The organism is Novosphingobium sp. SL115, assembly GCF_026672515.1.
GTDB lineage: Bacteria > Pseudomonadota > Alphaproteobacteria > Sphingomonadales > Sphingomonadaceae > Novosphingobium.
Genome location: NZ_JAPPRG010000001.1, coordinates 16,435 through 35,256, shown reverse-complemented (window position 1 = coordinate 35,256; position 18,822 = coordinate 16,435). Strand labels below are relative to the sequence as shown.

17 protein-coding genes and 2 pseudogenes are annotated in these 18,822 nt (G+C 60.7%); 12 read left to right on the top strand and 7 right to left on the bottom strand.

The annotated features are described in order from the left end of the window. Positions 1 to 263: 263 nt before the first annotated feature. Positions 264 to 1,021, bottom strand: a pseudogene (locus OVA07_RS00175) (IS5 family transposase). A 244-nt stretch (positions 1,022 to 1,265) separates the two neighbouring features. Next, complete coding sequence (locus OVA07_RS00170) at positions 1,266 to 1,742, bottom strand: MarR family winged helix-turn-helix transcriptional regulator (RefSeq protein ID WP_268169466.1); 477 nt, start codon at positions 1,740 to 1,742, stop codon at positions 1,266 to 1,268. A gap of 84 nt (positions 1,743 to 1,826) precedes the next feature. Here OVA07_RS00170 and OVA07_RS00165 point away from each other — a divergent pair, with 84 nt between their 5' ends. Beyond that, entirely contained in the window at positions 1,827 to 2,063 is a 237-nt protein-coding gene (locus tag OVA07_RS00165) for a hypothetical protein (RefSeq protein WP_268169465.1), read from the top strand. 111 nt (positions 2,064 to 2,174) lie between these two features. After that, a complete protein-coding gene (locus OVA07_RS00160; RefSeq protein ID WP_326493079.1) occupies positions 2,175 to 2,648 on the top strand; it encodes an HIRAN domain-containing protein in 474 nt (157 codons plus the stop codon). Positions 2,649 to 3,258: 610 nt separating this feature from the next. Here the strand turns inward: OVA07_RS00160 and OVA07_RS00155 are convergent. Together OVA07_RS00155 and OVA07_RS00150 are read right to left on the bottom strand one after the other, a co-directional pair. After that, positions 3,259 to 3,420: an ATP-binding protein gene (locus OVA07_RS00155; RefSeq protein WP_326493074.1), complete on the bottom strand. Its 162-nt coding sequence runs from the start codon at positions 3,418 to 3,420 to the stop codon at positions 3,259 to 3,261. Then, a pseudogene (locus tag OVA07_RS00150) lies at positions 3,420 to 3,908 on the bottom strand (IS21 family transposase); the annotation flags it as partial. The pseudogene OVA07_RS00150 and the gene OVA07_RS00155, both read right to left, overlap by 1 nt. Before the next feature lie 350 nt (positions 3,909 to 4,258). On the opposite strand from OVA07_RS00150, the gene OVA07_RS00145 reads away from it, so the two are divergent. The 8 genes from OVA07_RS00145 to OVA07_RS00110 all read left to right on the top strand — a co-directional run bounded on the left by OVA07_RS00145 (position 4,259) and on the right by OVA07_RS00110 (position 13,787). After that, positions 4,259 to 5,017: a helix-turn-helix transcriptional regulator gene (locus tag OVA07_RS00145; RefSeq protein ID WP_268169463.1), complete on the top strand. Its 759-nt coding sequence runs from the start codon at positions 4,259 to 4,261 to the stop codon at positions 5,015 to 5,017. 106 nt (positions 5,018 to 5,123) lie between these two features. After that, a complete protein-coding gene (locus OVA07_RS00140; RefSeq protein WP_268169462.1) occupies positions 5,124 to 5,741 on the top strand; it encodes an acyl-homoserine-lactone synthase in 618 nt (205 codons plus the stop codon). After that, positions 5,738 to 6,604 (top strand): phytanoyl-CoA dioxygenase family protein, encoded by an 867-nt coding sequence (locus OVA07_RS00135; protein ID WP_268169461.1) that lies wholly within the window; start codon positions 5,738 to 5,740, stop codon positions 6,602 to 6,604. The genes OVA07_RS00140 and OVA07_RS00135 overlap by 4 nt, the downstream gene beginning before the upstream one ends. Next, a complete protein-coding gene (locus OVA07_RS00130; RefSeq protein WP_268169460.1) occupies positions 6,601 to 7,200 on the top strand; it encodes a GntR family transcriptional regulator in 600 nt (199 codons plus the stop codon). The genes OVA07_RS00135 and OVA07_RS00130 overlap by 4 nt, the downstream gene beginning before the upstream one ends. 220 nt (positions 7,201 to 7,420) lie before the next feature. Further along, a complete protein-coding gene (locus tag OVA07_RS00125; protein WP_268169459.1) occupies positions 7,421 to 7,996 on the top strand; it encodes a sigma-70 family RNA polymerase sigma factor in 576 nt (191 codons plus the stop codon). Between the two features lie 14 nt (positions 7,997 to 8,010). Next, the gene (locus tag OVA07_RS00120) at positions 8,011 to 8,997 is read left to right on the top strand and encodes a FecR family protein (protein ID WP_268169458.1); all 987 of its coding nucleotides are present in this window, start codon (positions 8,011 to 8,013) and stop codon (positions 8,995 to 8,997) included. A gap of 102 nt (positions 8,998 to 9,099) precedes the next feature. Beyond that, positions 9,100 to 11,643 (top strand): TonB-dependent receptor, encoded by a 2,544-nt coding sequence (locus OVA07_RS00115; protein ID WP_268169457.1) that lies wholly within the window; start codon positions 9,100 to 9,102, stop codon positions 11,641 to 11,643. Then, positions 11,643 to 13,787 carry an Atxe2 family lasso peptide isopeptidase gene (locus OVA07_RS00110; protein ID WP_268169456.1) on the top strand — a complete coding sequence of 715 codons (2,145 nt, stop codon included), beginning with the start codon at positions 11,643 to 11,645 and terminating at the stop codon, positions 13,785 to 13,787. The genes OVA07_RS00115 and OVA07_RS00110 overlap by 1 nt, the downstream gene beginning before the upstream one ends. An 8-nt stretch (positions 13,788 to 13,795) precedes the next feature. On the opposite strand, the gene OVA07_RS00105 is transcribed toward OVA07_RS00110, so the two are convergent. Genes OVA07_RS00105 through OVA07_RS00095 form a run of 3 tightly spaced genes read right to left on the bottom strand, consistent with a single transcriptional unit; the run spans position 13,796 to position 16,354 of the window. Continuing rightward, the gene (locus OVA07_RS00105) at positions 13,796 to 15,535 is read right to left on the bottom strand and encodes an asparagine synthase-related protein (RefSeq protein ID WP_268169455.1); all 1,740 of its coding nucleotides are present in this window, start codon (positions 15,533 to 15,535) and stop codon (positions 13,796 to 13,798) included. Next, positions 15,532 to 16,170: a lasso peptide biosynthesis B2 protein gene (locus OVA07_RS00100; RefSeq protein WP_268169454.1), complete on the bottom strand. Its 639-nt coding sequence runs from the start codon at positions 16,168 to 16,170 to the stop codon at positions 15,532 to 15,534. Before OVA07_RS00100 ends, OVA07_RS00105 begins: the two co-directional genes overlap by 4 nt. A gap of 49 nt (positions 16,171 to 16,219) precedes the next feature. After that, positions 16,220 to 16,354: a benenodin family lasso peptide gene (locus OVA07_RS00095; protein ID WP_268169453.1), complete on the bottom strand. Its 135-nt coding sequence runs from the start codon at positions 16,352 to 16,354 to the stop codon at positions 16,220 to 16,222. 854 nt (positions 16,355 to 17,208) lie between these two features. Here OVA07_RS00095 and OVA07_RS19065 point away from each other — a divergent pair. Both OVA07_RS19065 and OVA07_RS00085 read left to right on the top strand, forming a co-directional pair. Then, entirely contained in the window at positions 17,209 to 17,649 is a 441-nt protein-coding gene (locus tag OVA07_RS19065; RefSeq protein WP_326493073.1) for a HEPN domain-containing protein, read from the top strand. Between the two features lie 112 nt (positions 17,650 to 17,761). Continuing rightward, on the top strand, positions 17,762 to 18,544 hold the full coding sequence (locus OVA07_RS00085) for a lytic transglycosylase domain-containing protein (RefSeq protein WP_268169452.1): 783 nt from the start codon (positions 17,762 to 17,764) through the stop codon (positions 18,542 to 18,544). Positions 18,545 to 18,822: the final 278 nt, after the last annotated feature.

Sequence of the window (18,822 nt, the reverse complement as noted above, 5' to 3'; positions counted from 1 at the left end):
GCCGGAACAACTGCTTTGACTACGGCCATCCCAGTCGCAAAGGGCGGAGCACTCGGGGCGGCTATAGTAAGTGAGGGGTTGGGAAAGATTCGGGATTCGGCGGCCACTGCAGTAGATGGAGCAAATCCTTGTGAGTGAAGATCCTGAATGGTGGTGGACGAAGGGCCGACGATATATTACTTTTTTGTATTGTCAGCATTTGCACTTGCTTGGATTTTGCGATGGGTATTTGAAACATAGGATGTTTTAGGGCTGAGACTCAATCACAGCCAGAAGGCGATGGCAGTGACGAGCACGACGCCTGACAGGAAATTGGCGGCGAGCTTGTCGTAACGAGTGGCGACGCGGCGGAAATCCTTGATCCGGCAGAAGGCATTCTCGATGAGGTGGCGCCCGCGGTAGCGCTACTGGTCGTAACGGATGGCTCGCTTGCGGTTGCGCCTGCCGGGAATGACGGGGCTGGTTCCCTTCTCGCGCAGGGTCTTGCGCAAGCTGTTGGCATCATAGCCTTTGTCGCCAAGCAGGTAACGCATGCGGCCCGCACGTTCGAGCAGCGCCGGTGCGGCCTTCACGTCGCTGACATTGCCGGCGGTCAGCATCAGCGCGTATGGTCGGCCCAGCACGTCAGTCAGGGCATGGACCTTGGTTGTCCAGCCGCCTCGAGAACGGCCGATCGCCTGCGTCTGACGCCCCCTTTTCCGCCAAACGCCGAGCGCTGGGCTTTGATGTAGGTGCTGTCGATCGCGGTGCTCTTTGTCACTGCGCCAGCTTCGGCCAGGGCATCGAGCAACTTCGTCCAGAAGCCCCTCCGCGACCAGCGGTTGAAGCGATTGTAGATCGTCGTGGAAGGCCCGTAATCTGCCGGGCAGTCGCACCAACGGCAGCCAGACTTCAGCACATGCAGGATACCAGAGATCACCCGCCGATCATCGACGCGCCGGGCTCCGGGCTGGTTCTTCGGCAGGTGCGGCTCGATCGCCAGCCAAGCTTCATCCGACAACCAGAACAACGAGCGCGACATCGACAACGGCCTCCATCCAGATCGGAAATCCGTTGAATCAATCTATGCACGCATTTCCAAGAGGCTGATTGGGTTTTAACCCTAGTGGCTCGCCCCTTCCGGAGAGCTGAGCTCCGGACAACTTGCGCGAAAGGCATCAACAGCATGGCTGATATAGATGGCCGGCAGTTGGTAACCTGCAAGATCGAGAGTCTCCTGCAGAAACAGGAGTTGCTCGAGCAGTTCCGATAGGGACAGGTTATCTTTATCCAAGGTGTGCCATAACATCAGCAGGTCCAAGACGGACAGACATATCGTTCATGATCCGCATGACGGACGTGCGCGCTTGCGCCGTCAGGTGAAGCCAGCATCGCCGTCTGTCATAAAGATCAGGATGCCGGGTCACAAGCTTATGTGTCTCAAGTAGCTTCAGCCAGCGGAGCGTGGTTGCTCCTGCGATATCAGCTGTATGCCCGATATCGGAAACGCTGATTGGCCTTTGATCGCCGTCAGCGATGTATATCTCGAGCAGGATGCGCCAACCCGGATTGCACGAAGGCAGGAACGGGAGTTCCTTCTCCATCTCGATGATGTTTGCCCGGACTGCCTTTGCGACGGCCAAAGCCGAACATGCGCCTGCCCGACCTGATTTTTGCTGTGTTGCTGTCGGGTTGAGAAGATTGTTGAGCAAGCGGCTCACGCTCACAATCTGCATTCGCTCAAGATGGTCCATCTTCTTCACGTCCCTGGGAGAACATGCTCCGATTATGGCGTTAGGGATCTCCCGCCGAGAAACATTGCGCTGGATCAAAATGGGCATCGGTTGATGCTGCTGAACTGCGCGGAAAAGCGGCAGTCTATCGATGCGCTGCCCAGTGACGTGCGGGCCAGTGACGTGCGGGCCAGTGAAATGCGGGCCAGCCGCATGCTGGCGAACTGCGAACTCTGGTCCGAATGGGTCGGCACCCCGTGGGACACGACCATGCCCTGCGCTGGCTGGTGCCATCTTGGTTCGCTCGGAGCACGTTGTCAGCGAGTTCAGGCAGAGGCAGTAGACTTGTAAACTTGTCGGTTGCTGCTTGCAAAATGTGACATCGCGCACAGACTTTATCTCATAATGACAGTTACTTATTTGAATATGATATATTCATGATAGGTGGGTTGAGTGGGCGCGATGGGCTTTTGGCAGGCACTGCTATCGGGGCTGAACAGCAAGGCCGTCGAGGGTGAAGAACCACAGGTGCGCGAGCGCTTGCGCGGGCCACGTTCGAACCTGGTGGCAGGCCCGCGAGACTCCCTCCTGGAACTGCCGAGTGTCGCGCTGCCCAGCACGTATCGGGTGGAATTGGTGGGCGGGCAGAATTACCAGAGCGCGATAGGGTCGCTTTGTGTGGGCGAGCCGGTCAAATTGCTTTCCGAGCCTGACAATCCGCGCGACAAAAGGGCGATTGTGGCTGTGACGTTCCTGGGGCGCAGGCTTGGGTATGTGCCAAGGAGCCACCCGCTGTACTTTGCGCTCAATTTCGAGGGGCGGGGCGCCATCGCCAAAGTGATGTCCGTCGGCAGAGGGCAAGATGGCTTCCACAATGTGGTTCTTGAGATTGCCGCAAATGGCGATCGCATCCCACAGCGAAGGTTCACGCGCTGAGGGCTGGCGCCAGGGTTACCCATGTCGAGCAGGAGCGCTGCCGCAGCGAGCGCAGCACTTTGCTGCCCGCAGGCTGGATGCTGATCGCGTTGGGCGTGGTTGCGACGACTCATACCTGGTCGGTGGACATAAGGCCGCATGGCGAAGCGAGCATCGATGCCGTTGCCCAACGCAGCATGTTGCACGCCGGGACGTTGGCAACGCTGGCGATTGCCACGGGGCTGGCCTGCACGGGGCTGGCCTGCACGGGGCATGTGTTCCATGAGATGCGGCGAGGGGATGAGGACTGTATCGAGCTGACAACCTATTCATCTGGATTTGAGGCTCGCCGCATAATGCGTGATCTGCGGTTTGGCAGAAGCACTTTACGGAGGTGAGTATCTGATCGCTCGATTGAAGGGCGAAGTTGAGGTGTGAGCAGGAGCTGAAGCCAAGCCAAACGACCCAACGGGCATGACAATCCCGCTTCGCGCTGAGGCTTTCGGGTTCGCCTGGACAACGACCGTGCGCGTTCTGGCGGGATCCTTCAAGGCCGGCAGCGGTGAATGGAATGACCCGACCGGAGGACACGCGATTGCACGGAATGTGACGACGCATTCAGTCTAGCCTGTCAACGGCGGTGGGCCGATTGCTTGAGGCGGTAGCTGTCGCCGGTGAAGACGAGGATGCTGACGTGGTGAGGAAACCGGCCGAGCAGCGCTCCTATGAGCCGCTCGGACCTCAGGACTTGCGTCCAGTCCTCCAACGGCAGGTTGGAGGTGACGATCATCATTCCCGCGCGTAACGCTGCGAGAAGGTTTCGAACAATTGCGGCAGGTCCATGCAGAAGAAATGCACTTTCTGCCGCACCCAGCCGATCACGCCCACCGCTTCACCAAAATCCGCCTGCGCATGTCCTGGCGGGTGCGCCAGCGGCACGAACGTCCCGCGTTCGCGCGCGCGGTACGGCCGAACGTGATCCTTCACCACCGTCTAGCCACCGCTATAGCCACGCGCGACGCGCAGGCGCTCGAATATTCGCTTGGACGTGTGCCGCAGCTTCACCGGCGCTATCCGATCCTCCGCCAGGATCCGGTCAATCACCGGCAGCAACGGCCCCAGCTTCGGCTTCATGCGCATGTAGTCCGGCGGCAGCGAGAACCGGCACACCTTGGCAATCGTATCACGGTTCAGGACAAAGACCTTCGGAACCTTGCCCTGACTGTTCCTTTCCACAAACACAAAATGGTGAACCGCGGCCCAGACCTCCACGGCAAACATCCCTGGCCGCTCCAAAAGGAGCAACCTTGTCCAATAGCTGGCATCTACGCCGCCGCACTCAGCAAAACGCCGGCGCTCCATTGGCCTGGTTTGTCACCGCCATGCACAGTCCAGACCTTGCATCGCAACGCGGGAGCCATCCACGCGCAATGCCAAGGCAGGCATGGCGAGCCCAGGCAGACATTGATCTGCGCACGCCCCTGGCGCATAATAAGGCGGGCAAAACGGCAATACAGCCGGGCCCATTTGTGGAAACAGCCAAATGCGCTGTCGTGGAAGCAGCGCCTAGGTATTGCAGGGCGGTTGATCCTTGGCGGGTTGGGATACGTCTTGGATGCCGATTGTCTGGCATGCCATTGACGCTTGTCCGCGAATATGCACCCCACCTGATTGACGCAAGGTCGTCCGCCTTGTTGTCGGATTGCCTGTCGCACGTGGCGCGAGAGCTTGGCTTCGATCATTTTGCTCTGACTTATGAGCCTCGCATTCGATTTGAGCAGCGCCAGTCGATCCTGATGCACAATTATCCCGCAGAGTGGGCTGAGGTTTATGTGTCCTTTGGCCTGGCTGGACAGGACCCGGTGCGCCGTGCCTGCGATCGGACAGTCATGGGCTTCGAATGGCGCAACCTTGAGAACCTGATCCCGATGACGGTTGGGGACCGTCGCATGCTGTCGGTTGGCCGACAGGTCGGTGTGGCAGATGGCTACACCGTACCACGCCATCTGGCGGGTGAGGGCAGCGGCTCGTGTTCATTTGTTGTCGGGCCGCAATCGGATCTCCCGCGAGAGCGGCTCGAGGCGGCAGAGCTGCTGGGCGCATTTGCGATCGAGGCCGCACGCGGACTTGCAGGATTGGGCACTTACGATTGCAGGCCCGTTCTGTCCGACAGGCAAAGGGAGTGCGTGCTGTGGTCAGCAAGAGGAAAGACCGCTGCAGAGGCGGCCATTATCATGGGGGTCACCGAGTCGACCGTGCGCAAGCACCTGCGAGACGCTCGGGAGCGGTACAACGTACACTGCGGCCATACGCTGATTCTGTGCGCCCTCTATGACGGGCTGATCAGCTTTCCGGACCTCCTGCGCTGGTGGAACAATCTGCTGCCCTAAGCTGCCGCCCAAGCGAAAATTCACGTTTCCGCCATTCCCAGATCTGGGAATACCGCACCGGTCGTCCGGCTGATTGGATGGGCCATCCCAACCTGGAGATGGCCCGATGCCCGACCTGACAGAAACCGCGCCAAATGAGGCGCATGCCTTTCGTGCGATGTTTGCGGCGCGAAAGCGTGTATTTATCGATCTTCTGCGATGGGACTTGCCGGTCCTTGCCGACAAATACGAGGTCGATCAGTTCGACAATCGTCAGGCCGACTACCTGATCCTGCTGGATGAGAACGGCGATCATCGCGCCTCCACACGGCTCTTGCCCACTGACGCGCCACATCTATTGCGCGACATCTTTCCGGTCCTGTGTCCCGGACCAATTCCGTCGGGCCCGAGCACACGGGAAATCACGCGATTTTGCCTCGATCCGCGGCTAACTGCCGCTGAGCGCAGGACAGCCCGAAACGAACTCGTGACCGCGCTGGTCCAGTTCGCCCTGAAGAACGGCGTGACGGATTATACAGGTGTCGCAAATCTCGCCTGGTTTCGCCAGGTCCGGACCTTTGGATGGCAGTGCAGGGCACTGGGCGATGCGGTCATGCACGACGGTCAGATGCTCATCGGTCTGCATATCAGCATCGACGAGCATACTCTTGAAGGCCTCAGCGAAGCTGGATGCTTTGCAGAACCTACCATCGCGATGCCCATTGCGGCAGGAGGACTGGCATGACCGTTGCCCCGATCGAACCATGGCTCACGGAACTGCTGGTGCAGGGCTATTGTGTGATCCCGGCGCTGCAGCCAGCCGAGGTTCTGGCTGATCTGCGCCAGGACCTCGATGTAGCCTTTGAAACCACCCCGTTCGGGCAGGGCGACTTCTATGGCTATCGGACCAAGCGTTTCGGGAGCCTATTGCGCCGTTCATCCAGGGCCGCCCACATCGTGATGGAACCGACCGTCCTGGCACTGGCCGAGGCCGTGCTGGGGTCCGCCTGCGACAGGATTCAGCTCAACGTGGCCCAAGCCATTGCCATCCATCCTGGCGAGGTGGAACAATTTCCCCACTGCGACCAGGACATGTGGGCAGGCGTGAAGGGGGCACACGAATATCTCCTCAATGTCATCTGGCCGCTTGATCCCTTCACCAGCAAGAACGGCGCAACCCGGATCTACCCCGGGACGCATCGCGATTCCTGTACGGATCTCTCGGAACTTCCCGAACCGGTCATCGCGACCTGTGAACCTGGTTCCGCTATCTGCTTCCTGGGATCAACCTTGCACGGCGCAGGTTCGAACAGCTCTACAAGCGTGCGGCGCGCGATTGTCGTGGGATATAGTCTGGGCTGGCTCAAGCCCTACGAGAACCTTTGGCTGGCCTATCCGCCCCAAGTGGCAAAGGCATTCTCGCCCGAGCTTGCCGCCCTTGTCGGCTACGCGCAACACCGTCCCAATCTCGGGAACTATGAAGGCCAGTGCCCATCTGTGCTGTTGAGTCCCGACCTTGATGGCCCGCTCGGCGCGATCGATGCATTGCGGCCAGACCAGGCGGCGATAGTCGCCGGGTTCGCACGTCGTCGCACGGTGCAGCCATGAGTCCGGCGCATGTTCACGAACCAACTTACGCGGCCATAAAAAAGCGATTGCTAGAAGGTGGGTGGCCGCCCGGCAGCCGGCTTGAAGGTGCAAGGATCGCGGACGAGATTGGCGTCAGCATGACGCCCGTGCGGGACAGTCTCAATCGCCTGGTGGGTGAGAGGCTGGTCGCGCTGCGGCCCGGTTTCGGCTTTCATGTACCCCATCTTGGCGTGATCGACTTGTGCGAACTGCTTGATCTCAATCTTGCGCTGCTGCGTGCCGCACTTCGAGCGGGCGGTCGATCTGTCTTGCCACAAGAGGAGGAGAACGCGTGTGCAGGCGCAATGACTGTTGAAAAGGCTGCACAGCTGTTCCGCTCGATCGCGCGCAGATCGGGCAATCAGATCCTTGAGGATGCCCTCGAAGCACAGAACGATCGGTTGCATGCCGTGCGTTGCCGCGAAGAACATGTCTTGTCAGACGCAGCCAGTGAGTTGCTGCTTCTCGAGCAGCTTTGTTCGACAGGTACGCGACGCGAGCTTGAGCAGGCGCTGCGTCAATATCATCTGCGCCGCCGTCGCTTTGCGCCTCAGTTGCTGGCACTCCTGGAATAGAGCGACCGGTGAGCAAGCAGCAGGCCCGATCCTCCGCGATTTCCAGACCCTTGCAAAACCACTGCACTCAGGACATTGTTCGGCCAGGCAGCGCAGTGGCTGGCGTCAGCTGCCCGGATTTTCATCCGCCAGGCATCATGCACGCATGTCCCTATAGGACCTGCGGCCGGGTCATGCTGAAAGGCATGGATCGGCACAGACCTGATTTCCATGCAAACCGGTGTTACCGCCGGTCGCTTCGGATCGTGCCCGCTTCGGTGCCGACGTGTCTTCTTCCCGATACCCTTCGCTGCTCAAGCCGGCGAACGACGGCGTTTTCGATCAGGTGTACCGTTCAGAGCAGCCACGGTTGAAGCGATACTTCGACTGGAAGGCGGGGCCCGAGGCCTCGCAGGATCTGGTGCAGGACGTCTTTGCCAAAGCACTCGCTGGCCGCCAGGCTGATCGCCTGGAGAATCCCGCAGGCTATCTGTGGCGGATTGCGCAAAACCTCGTGGTCGACACAATTCGCAAACGCCGTCGCCAACCGGCGCAAGTCGAATTCGACGAAACCCTGCATTCGCAGGTGATCTTCGATCAGAGTATCCTGCTTGAAGCCTGCGAACTGCAAGGCCTTTATGAACGCGCCCTTGCCTCCCTACCGGCAAGGACCCGTGAGATTTTCCTGATGCACCGCGTCGATGAATGTACCTATCAGGAGATTGCGCAGGCGGTTGGCATCACATGTGCAGGGGTGGAATATCATATGTCCAAGGCGCTTGTGCATCTCGCGACGCGGCTTGGCGTGGAGCGGTGAGCGGGCAGGGGGGGATGGACAAGCAAGACCTTGCCAAGATCGAGGAGCAGGCCGCCGAGTGGTTTGCGACCATGCGCGGGCCGCAGTCAGGGCAGCAGAAGGTACACTTCGAGGCCTGGCGGGATCGGGATGTCCGCCACCGGGAGGCATATGCCTACATTCGCGAAATTTTCGACAAGGGCATCGTCCTGCGTGGATCTGCGCAGTACGGGCCGACACGCAAGCGCAAGTCTTTCATCAACCCACGCAAGGTCTTCGCTCCAGCGGCAATCGCAGCAAGCCTCGCAGTTGCCGTCGTGATTGGGCTTGCAGATTCTCCCATCTCGCCGTGGTCTTCAAAGGACGAGCGACTGGAGGACATGACGCTCGAGACACCGCCTCGTGCGATACGCACCTTCGCGCTGCCCGGCGGCGGTGCGCTTGTCTTGGATCAGGCGAGCAAGGCGATAGTCAGTCGGGGTGAGCAGGGGCCTCGGATCGAACTCGTAGCAGGCCGGATGCAATTGCAGGCCTTGGGAAGCAAGGAGGGCTACACCATTGCTGCTGGTCCCAACGCCATTATCGCTCGATCAGGGGTGCTGGATGTGAATCTTGGCGTCCACGAGGACCCCGTCGTACGCCTGTACAGCGGTCATGCCGAAGCACGGCCCCTGTTGCAAAATGCCGCCTATGTCGTCGAAGGCCGGTCTCTTCCCCGCGGTCGCCCGTTGCGCCTGAGCCACGGAACCCTATTCGAAGCGCGCGAGAACTTCGTGGCGAACGAACGGGATTGGCCGTCGGGATGGGCCCAGTACCGAACCATTCCGCTTTCCCGGTTGATAGGCATTGCGAACCGCTATGCAGCAAAGCCCATCGTGCTGGACGATCCCGTGCTCGGAACCCAGGCCGTATCGGGCCGCTTTCGCTTCAACGATGCCTCTGCCGTGGCACGCAGTCTGGCTGCTGTCTTCGATCTAAAGGTCACCGAGAAAAACGACGGCCTTCACCTGCAGCAACGATAAAAATATTTGCAAGTGTAACTAGGGTTCACTGTTCGGCCGACGTCAATGCCCTCGTCCACCGCACCGCCAAATGCGTGCGGAACGCACATGAGGGATTGAGCCATGACTATCATCGCCCGCCATCTCGCAGCCTTGCTGGGAGCCGCCACAGTTCTTCTGCCGCAGGCTGTCGTTGCGCAAGAGGCCCGCTACACATTCGATCTGGCCGAACAGGATCTCGGTAGTGCCTTGATGGCTGTCGCGACAAAGGCCGGCTGGCAGGTCTACGTCCCGTCTGAGGCAATTGCGGGCCTGCGCTCGCCCGCCTTGCGCGGGACGATGACCGTCGAGCAGGCTACCACCGCCCTGCTGGCGGGTTCGGGCCTGCAGGCAAGCTTTGCAGACCGAACGATCCTGATCCGTCAGCGGGATGGAGCTTCGCTTGACCCGGAGGGCGAGGCACCGATCATTGTCACAGGCTCCCTTATCCGCGGAGCCGAAATCGCGGCCCCGGTGATCAAGCTGTCGCATGACCTGATCGTGGCCGCAGGCCAGACCGATGCGGGCGAAGCATTACGCGCGCTGCCACAGAATTTCAGCGGCGGACAGAACCCTGGCATTGGCACGGGTGCGGGCCTGATCAACGCCAACGTCAATTCCGCCGCGAGCGCAAACCTGCGCGGGCTGGGGCCCGATGCCACGCTCACCCTGCTCAATGGCCACCGGCTGCCCTATGACTCGGCTTTTGGCGGGGTTGATATTTCAGCCATTCCCGTTGCCGCTCTCGAACGCATCGAGGTCGTGCCTGATGGGGCTTCGGCGCTCTATGGCTCGGATGCGGTCGCAGGCGTGGTCAATGTCATCTTGCGCCGCGACTATTCAGGTCTTGCAACGTCGGCACAGATCGGGGCGGCCAGCGATGGTGGCTACTTTCGGCAGCAGGCTGACGCGGTTGCGGGTGCCCGCTGGTCAGGCGGCGGAGTCATGCTCGCCTACGACTTTGCGCACAACGCGGAGATTGCAGCGCGCCAGCGCCGCTACGCGTCCACACTTGATGGCGAGGCTTCGCTGTTTCCGTCGCAGACCCGGCACGCCGGGATCGCGACGCTGCATCAGGACATTGGCGAGAGGTTGACGTTCAGTCTCGATGCGCTGTTGGCGCGGCGCAGCTCCAGGACCGTGGGGGGCACCAGTGCCGCGCGATATGTCTTTGGGCCACGCGTTTCGACGTTCTCTCTCGCCCCCGAACTGGCCTTCAATGCGGGCGGCGACTGGCTGGTCAAGCTCTCGGGCGCATATGGTCGTGACCGTACGCAATATCATACCACCTTCGCGCCGTCCGGCGGCAGTGCCAGCGTGACATCGGGCTGCTACTGCAACGATGCCGTTTCAGCCGAATTCAACGCAAGCGGCCCGATCTTTGCGCTGTCGGGCGGCGCTGCGAGGCTGGCGGTCGGCGGCGGTTACCGCGATAACGGCATGGCCTTCACCCGTCTGGTCAATGGCGCGACACAACAGGCTTTCGACGTTTCCCGCCACAGCATCTACGCCTTTGGCGAAGTGTACCTGCCGTTCGTCGGACCGGATGCGGACCTGGCAGGCATCAAGCGCCTGACCCTGACGGGCGCTCTGCGCTACGAGGACTATCCCGGCATGGCGAGACTGGCGACGCCACGTCTCGGCCTGATTTACGCGCCGATAACCGACCTGACCCTCAAGGCGTCGTGGGCGCGCTCTTTCAAGGCGCCGACACTGTACCAGCAATATGTCGGCTACCAGGCGTACCTGCTGCCGGCGGCAGCCTTCGGAGCCGGATCGGGGAGCCAGACTGTCATGTATGCCAGCGGCGGGAACCCGGACCTGAAACCTGAACGCGCGCGGAGCTGGACCGCCGGATTTGTGTTCAAGCCTGCAGGCCTGCCCGAGCTCTCGCTGGAGGCAAACTACTTTAACATTCGCTACCGCGACCGTGTCGTGCAGCCGATTGCCGGTTCGATCGCAGCAGCCTTTACCGACCCGGGATATGCTTCGCTGATCGATCGTGATCCTTCGGCAAGCCTACTTGCCGACCTCGTGGGCGGAGCCCAGCTCGGTCTCCAGAACTTTTCCGGGCGGACTTACGATCCGGCAAATGTGGTGGCGCTCGTTGACAACCGCAATCTGAACGTTGCCGTACAGAACATAGAGGGTGTGGATGCGACGTTGAACTGGCGCCGGGACTTCGGCCGGGGTCGCTCGCTCGGATTCAATCTCGCCGGTGCCTGGCTCGACAGCGCTCAGCAGGTGAGCGCCGATCTTCCGCAGACGGACCTTTCGGGCGCGCTGTTCAATCCGCCCAAGGTTAGGGCCCGAGCAAGCGTGAGCTATCGGTCGCAGCAGCTCTCGGGCTCGGCTTACCTCAACTATATCGGCGCTCTGGCGGATCGGCGCTTTGCATCGCCTGCCCGAATAGCGCCCCAGGCAACGCTCGATCTTGCCCTGCACTATAAGGTCCTGCCGGGAGCGAATGAGGAGCCAGGCCTCGCTCTGTCACTGGTCGTGAACAACGTGCTGAACCGGAAACCGCAGGTGATCCGCACCACCGGTCCGACCGATACGCCTTACGATTCCACGAACTACTCACCGATCGGTCGTTTCATGGCCGTCGGTGTCTCGAGGCGCTGGTAATGGTCGCCGCTGCGGGGCTGCTAGTGGCCCAGGCGATCATGCCGTTTGCCATGCCGGTGATGGCTGCCAGCGTCGATCCCTGTGCTGCCTTCGACACGGTTGAAGTTCAAAGCAAGCCGGCGGCAGGCCGTAGGGTCAGCGCTTTCGATCTTGCGACCATTGGCGACATTGGTCGGTCGGATCCGAACGAGTCTCCGAGCCCATTCGGTTTGTCGCCCGACGGTAGGCGAATGGCCTTCGTTGTCCGGCGCGCCGAGCCTCGTACCAATGCCTTCTGCCAGAAACTGCTCGTGCTGGCACTGGACAGGGAGGGCGCGCCGCCGCGGGAACTTGATCGCGGCGGCGCGTTTATCCGCGACACATTCCAGTTGCGCAATTTCCCGGCGATTGCCGCGGGCTATGCCAAAGTCATCACGCCAAAGTGGTCACCCGATGGCAGGACGATTGCCTTCCTCAAACAGGTGGACAACCTCACGCAAGTCTGGTTGGTCAAAGCCGACGGAACAGGTGGGGTACGCCAGCTCAGTCATCTGCCTGATCATGTTGAAGACTTTGCCTGGACGCCCGATGGCAGCCAGATCGTCACGGCGAGCCGTCCCGCCTTGCGCGAAGCCATGGCGCGTATTGGCGAGGAAGCCCGCTCCGGCTTTGTCTTCGACGATCGCTTCTCACCGCAATTCGCTGATCATCCACTACCCACCGATCCCATGCCATCGGCTTATACGACGGTCGGCCTCGATGGCGCAGCGCGCGAGGCTACCACAGCGGAGAGGGCGTTGTTTACGGGGCGCAAGCGAACACCGGACGATCTCCCTATCCCGGCAGGAGCCAGAGGATTGTCCGCAACGGCATCAGGGGCAGCGGCTTGGATCGAGAGCAAGGCCCCGAACCGGTTGATTGCCCCCACCCGGATTGTTCTGCGGCTTGCCGATGGATCAACGCGCATATGTAGCGCAGTCGAATGCGACGGCGCACGCCATCTGTGGTGGTCGGCTACAGGACACGAACTCTACGTTTTGCAGAAGACGGGGTGGGGGCAGAGCCAGACGGCATTGCTGCGTTGGCCGCTCAACGCAGCCGCGCCGTTCCGTGTCTTTTTGACCGACGATGCGCTGATCGGCTGTCTGATGCAGGCCCCGCAGTTGATCTGCGCGCGCGAAGGGGCCACCCACCCGCGCCGCCTTGTCGCGATCGATCTGGAGACAGGCTCCGAGCGAGAAATCTACGACCCGAACAAGGACTGGCAGACCATGCGGCTCGGGTCTGTCCAGCGCTTGCGCTTTCGCAACGCCTATGGCGTCGAAAGCTATGCCGATCTCGTCCTTCCGCCGGGTCATAAGCCCGGCGAGAAGCACCCGCTCGTTGTCGTCCAGTACGGCAGCGACGGATTCCTTCGCGGCGGCACGGGTGATGAAGTCCCTGTCCAGGTGCTCGCCGCGAAGGGATTTGCTGTCCTGAGCTTTGCGCGGCCGGACTTTCCGGCATGGGTCATGGAAGCCCAAACCGAGGTGGAACTGCGTCAACGAAACAGAACCGACTGGCTCGACCGGCGCAATGTCCAGTCGTCCCTCGACACGGCACTCGCCCGAGCGGTCGCAACGGGCACGATCGACAAGGATCGGATGGGCATCAGCGGCTTCAGCGACGGAACATCGACAACCCAGTGGGCCTTGATCAACGCCTCGCTGTTCAAGGCAGCAAGCCTCGGGGCATGTTGCGAGGACATGATGGCCTACGCGCTTGGCGCTGGCCCTTATTTCGAAAGGTTCGGTCGCGAAATGGGCTATCGCTTCTTCGAGGACGATGCCTCCGCGTTCTGGAAACCGATGTCGCTTGTGCTCAATGCCGACAGAGTTGATGTCCCGATCCTGATCCAGACCGGCGACAGCGAATACGAAGCCGGCCTTGATGTCGTCTCGGCATTTCGCAAGCGCGGCAAGGCGATCGAACTGATCGTGCTCGACAATGAGCCCCACTTCAAATGGCAGCCGGCACATCGGTTGGCCATCTACGAGCGCACGGTCGACTGGTTCAGCTTCTGGCTCAAACACCAAATGGACTGTTCTCCCGCCAAGCAGGGGCAGTACGAGCGATGGAGCGCGATGCGTGGCGCCCCAGGAAAGGACAAGCTGCGATGTGGCTGAAGGATGACCTACCCGATCCAGGAACGCGCCCAGGCTTCCGCTTCAGTTAGGTCGAGCAAGCGATAAAGCGTCGCGTCTGTGACATCCGCTGAGCTGTTCAATGCCTGCTCGATCGCGCGACGATCAAGCACTCCATGATCCATCAGCAGGCCGCCCATGAGCATGTCCCGGATCAGCTGCCGGTTCCGATAAAAGACCGAATGCATCAGGCTGTCAGGGCCGGCCTTGGATATTCTGGCAACAATGCTGGCGGGCAGGGTCTGCGCAAAGGCGGCCCGTGCCAGTGCACGGTTGATGCCGCCGGTGCACCAGAGCCATGTCGGGACCGCAAGGCAGAACTCCATCAGGGGCTGGCTCAGTAGCGGCGAGAATTGCGCGAATGCGGGGGAGGGGCCTGCACCATGGAGATGGTTCTGCGTCGCCAGCAGCAGCCTCAGGTGTTCGGCTTTGCCTGGATGCCGGGCTGGCACCTGATCAGCCCAGTTGCGCAAGGGTTTGGGTTCAACGGCACGGATCAGATCGACGCTCAGCAGGCTGGTGTCGGCGGGCCAGGGTGCAAATGTGCTTGCGCGCTTTCCGCGACGCCAAAGGGCGCGAACCATCTGCGGTGCTGTCATGTCCGTCACGTGGCACATGTCGAGCAAGGTGGCCAAGGTACCGCGACCCAAGCCTTCGCATGACAAGCGATCGAGCACCGGAGCTGCGCCATGGAGGTAGCAGAACAGATTATCGCCGCCATTGCCGTCGAATACCACGTCGGCGCCGAGGGCCTCTCGCGCCTCACTTGCCATTCGACGCGTCTCCTGCATGAACGCCTTGCCGACCGGACGCGGCCCCTTGGCAGACACAGCGATGCCGAGATCAATGCGCTCTGGGGCGTAGATGCCTTCGAACAGCGGTACCCCGAGATGCTGGGCCAGCACCCTCACATGAGCACGCTCGTCGCCACTGGGATCAGGGGTTGCAACGGTGAGGCACCCGAAATCCTGTCCGGTGTCCGCAAGAGCGGCGGCAACAAGCGAGGAATCGACCCCGCCTGATGCCGCTACCAGCGTGCGCGAAGATAACTGGCTCCATGCTCTGATCACCGCCTTCGAAACTTCCTGAAGGCGGGCGGACAAGTCTTTGAAGTCGAACGGCCCGTCCGGGGGCATGAAGTGTGCAGGCGCCCAGAGAGTTCGATCGGCACGATCAAGACCTTCGAGGCTGTGGATATGACCCGGGACCAGTTCCTGGATGCCGGACAAGCACGTCGCGGCAGAGCGCAGGTCCGGACGTTGCAGATGGACCGCAAGGGATTCCCAGGAGACCTGTGGTTGCCGGCGATCGCATCGCGCCATCATGTCGAGATCGCTGGTGCACACGATGTGCTTCTCGTCCGACGATACATAACATGGCAGCAGGCCGGACGGGTCCGGCAGGATCTCCATCGTACCCCGGCTATTGAGCAGTGCCACGTAAGCACCCCAGCACTCCCGGATCAGCCAGTCTGCTGTGTCTCGAGCATCGGCTTGGGCGATCAGGGTCTGCGGCGCTTTGCGCAGACGCTTGCTGCTACTGCGGTCGAAAAGATAGCCTATGACAAAGCCGACAGCACCAAGATTGATCAGGTGGTCGCGATCGGCAACCAGCAACTGCGATGCGGGTAGCGTTTCGGCGTGCCCCATCGGGGTGATCGCATCGACCAGTGTAATGCCCTGGCGCTCTGCGCGCCGCGACGTGCGCATGGTAAAACGGATCGGCGTCACAGGATCAGGATCGGCGTATAGCGCGCCGCTTCTTCGGGGCTTTCGTTCAGCATCATCCCGCCCGACTGGACCCAACAATGCGCGGCGAAAGGCTGCAGCTTGACCCCGACGATCACCTGGGAGCGATACCCGGCTTTCGTAAGCATCTGCGCAAGCGCGATGGATCGGGGCAGGCAGCGATCGACCGCGCTGCGGACAAGCCGGGCATGATCGAATGCCGCAACGATCTGCAGCGCACGGGCCTGGTCTGTCACCGGCGCAAGCGCGGAGGAGTGCAGTTTCATGTGCAGATCTTCGAGAACTGCAGCGAGGCCCCGTGATTTCAGATGCCGTTCAATCCGGCGCTGGCAAATGATGGTCCTGACCAGGCAAGCCGGGTTGAAGCTCGCTCGGACGTGTGGCCTGTGGCGCGTGGTGACAGGCAGGATGGGCATTGTGACCGGCGCTGCGTCTGCACGGGCGTCAAGCCCTGCCGCGATCAGGGCATTGCGGCCGGCCACAGAGCCTGAAAGCCGGCTCCTAAAGGCGGCATTCTTCTGGGATGTCAGCCGAAAATAACGATCGCCGGCAAGGTCCAGAAAGATCGCGGTGTCGCCGATCATGCAAAAGGAAAGGGATGGCAATGGGGCGGGCATGGCAGTGTGGCCAAAGGGCACATGCCATCAGGCATGCGCCCCAATGCCTTCACTCGGCAGAAATGCCCGGAAGGAAACGCAGGTTGCCACCGCTCACGTCGAGTTCGACGATTGCCTGGCCCTTGGTCGTGGTCGAGGCTTCGCCGAGGTCGATCACGGTCTCGGTGCGGGTGTCTTCGGTCATGTTCATGATCCTCTTTGCTTTGCGTTCGCGACTCCATTGTCGCGAGCCCCGAGGATGTGGCGCACACTGCTCATCAGCCATTTTATAATGTGCTTATTTTGAAAGGTTTGAAGGCGGTTGGCGTGACCGGGGCATGGAATGCGAGTTGGGTTCACACACCGCAGCCTTTAGCCATTCGGCCTGGACATACGCAACGGCGACCCGGTCATGCACTATTGAAATTCGCACCCGACCGGTTTCGGCTGATCGCAACCGGTCAATGCGGCCATGTAGAACATGGCCGAAAAGAAAAGGCAACAATTCAGTCGGTCAAGTCTATTTCACAATCGTGCATGGCTCATGACAAGGTGCTGGGCTGGCCCAGCAATGCGGACCGCTCTTGACCTTCCTCCAGCAAACAAGCAGCGTGAATTTGAGGGCGTAGTCCAAGTGGTTTTGGAGAAGTAAGAGGACAGCTTCACGCTTTCGCGGCGGGATCGGAAAAAACCGGGGCGTGTACTTAAGGTTCTCTTATACGGATCTTATGCGAGGGGCGGTCGGATCGACAAACCCCATACGGCCAAGGGCTACAAGTTCGATTACGACTTGCTGATCGTGGTCAATGACGCAAGGCTGAGCGACCGGGTAGAGTACTGGTCGCAGCGCGATGAGCGCCTGATGCGCTAGTACAGCGTTACCGGAACGCTCAAGACGCCTGTGAAATTTATCGTCCACACGTTGGGCGAAGTGAACGATGGCCTGGCGCATGGACGCTATTTCTTCATTGACGTCGCCAGCGACGGATTGCCCGTTACCAGGCCGATAAGGAGGAACCGCACCAGGCTCAAGCCCATGACGCCCGAACAGGCCCTGCCATGGCAGGTGAGTCTTTAGATGAGTGGTATCCGGCCGCATTGCGTCGCTACGATTTGGTTCGCTCGGGACTTGGAAAAGGCCACTTAAAGGAAACCGCTTTCGAGCTCCATCAGGCTACTGAAAGCCTCTACCACTGCGTCCTTCTCACAGTGACCTACACCCCGCGCGTTCACAACCTGGGCTTACCAGGGACACAGGCCGAGCGCGTTGATCGCCGGCTAGTGAACGTCTGGCCGAGCGACAATCCCAAGCAGCGGGCGATGTTCGAGAAGCTCAAGGAAGCCTACGTCAAGGCGCGCTATTCGAAGCACTACCGGATAACGGCCGAGGAGCTCGCCTGGATCGCCGAACAGGTCGAGGAACCGGGGAGGATAGTGCATGCCATCTGCGCTGAAAGGATCGCGGAGCTTCGAGCAAAAGCCGCACCAGAGCCAGCCTGACACCTCGCGACGGAGGGGCACCTGCGTCGCGGTTTGACACGAAGGACGCAAACGCGTCTAAATGCTTTCGCGCAATTCCCGCCAGTCCAGCGCAACCCGCTGGAGGCGTTTCATGTATCGTATTATCGTTGTGGCTGCACTTTGGGCGACCGTGCTGGACGCGGCCAGCGCGCGCGAAGCGGCCGTCCTGGGCTTTGCGGTCCTGCCAGTTCCACCTGAAAAGGCGATCCTTTCCGGCGAGGCAAGCGCAAAGCCGGAGCAAGTCCTGCCGACCATGCGCTCGTTCCTCGCCATTGTGCCACGCCCGCTTGTGCCCAACGTGCAAAGTGCCCCTACCGGGCATATCTGCCCTTACGCGCAATATAGGCCGGCACCCTGGTTATCATTGGCAGCCGAGCAACGGCGCCTCCGCCACCATGCAGCGATCCAGCAGGTTGCTTGCGAGGTAGGCTTGCCCGCTAACCTCCTGGACGCGTTGGTTGGACAGGAATCTGCATATCGCCATGACGCTGTCAGCAAGGCAGGAGCCCAAGGGCTGACGCAACTGATGCCGGCGACGGCGCGGAGCCTTGGCATTGTGCGGACGTTCGATCCCTGGCTTAATCTTCGTGGGGGCGCGCGCTATTTTCGACAGCAGATCGATCGCTTCAAGAGGGTGGACCTTGCACTGGCGGCTTACAATGCCGGACCCGCGCGCAAGTCTCTGGCAAACGGAAAAATTCCGCGAATTGTTGAAACGAGAAATTACGTGCGCTCTGTCATCCTGCGTTGGAAACAACTTACAAGTCGAGCATCGATAGACGCCGTGCTGAACTCTGAGTCGAGTGGCCGCCGCGCGCATGATCCTGCAAACCAAGCAGGCGGTGTGAATCTGGCAGTCTTCAACCGTGAATGAACCAGGTTGCGGACGATCCGGACGGTAGGCTACAAAACGCGAAGGGACACAAGCTGCCGCTCCTGCGCCTCGGTGTCAGCGTCGAAACCCTTCGCAAAGCCGGACGATCATTTCATGTTGGGCAGAGGCCGATTTTCCTGAAATCGGACGATCTGCAACGCGCCCTTTCCGAGCACTTTAGTTTAGTAGTCGATCGAAGATCGCTAGCATCCTTCATCCTGCGAACGGGAGAGGTGGACAGCGATTGGCGTCCGGCAGTGTGATGCGCTCAAACTCGG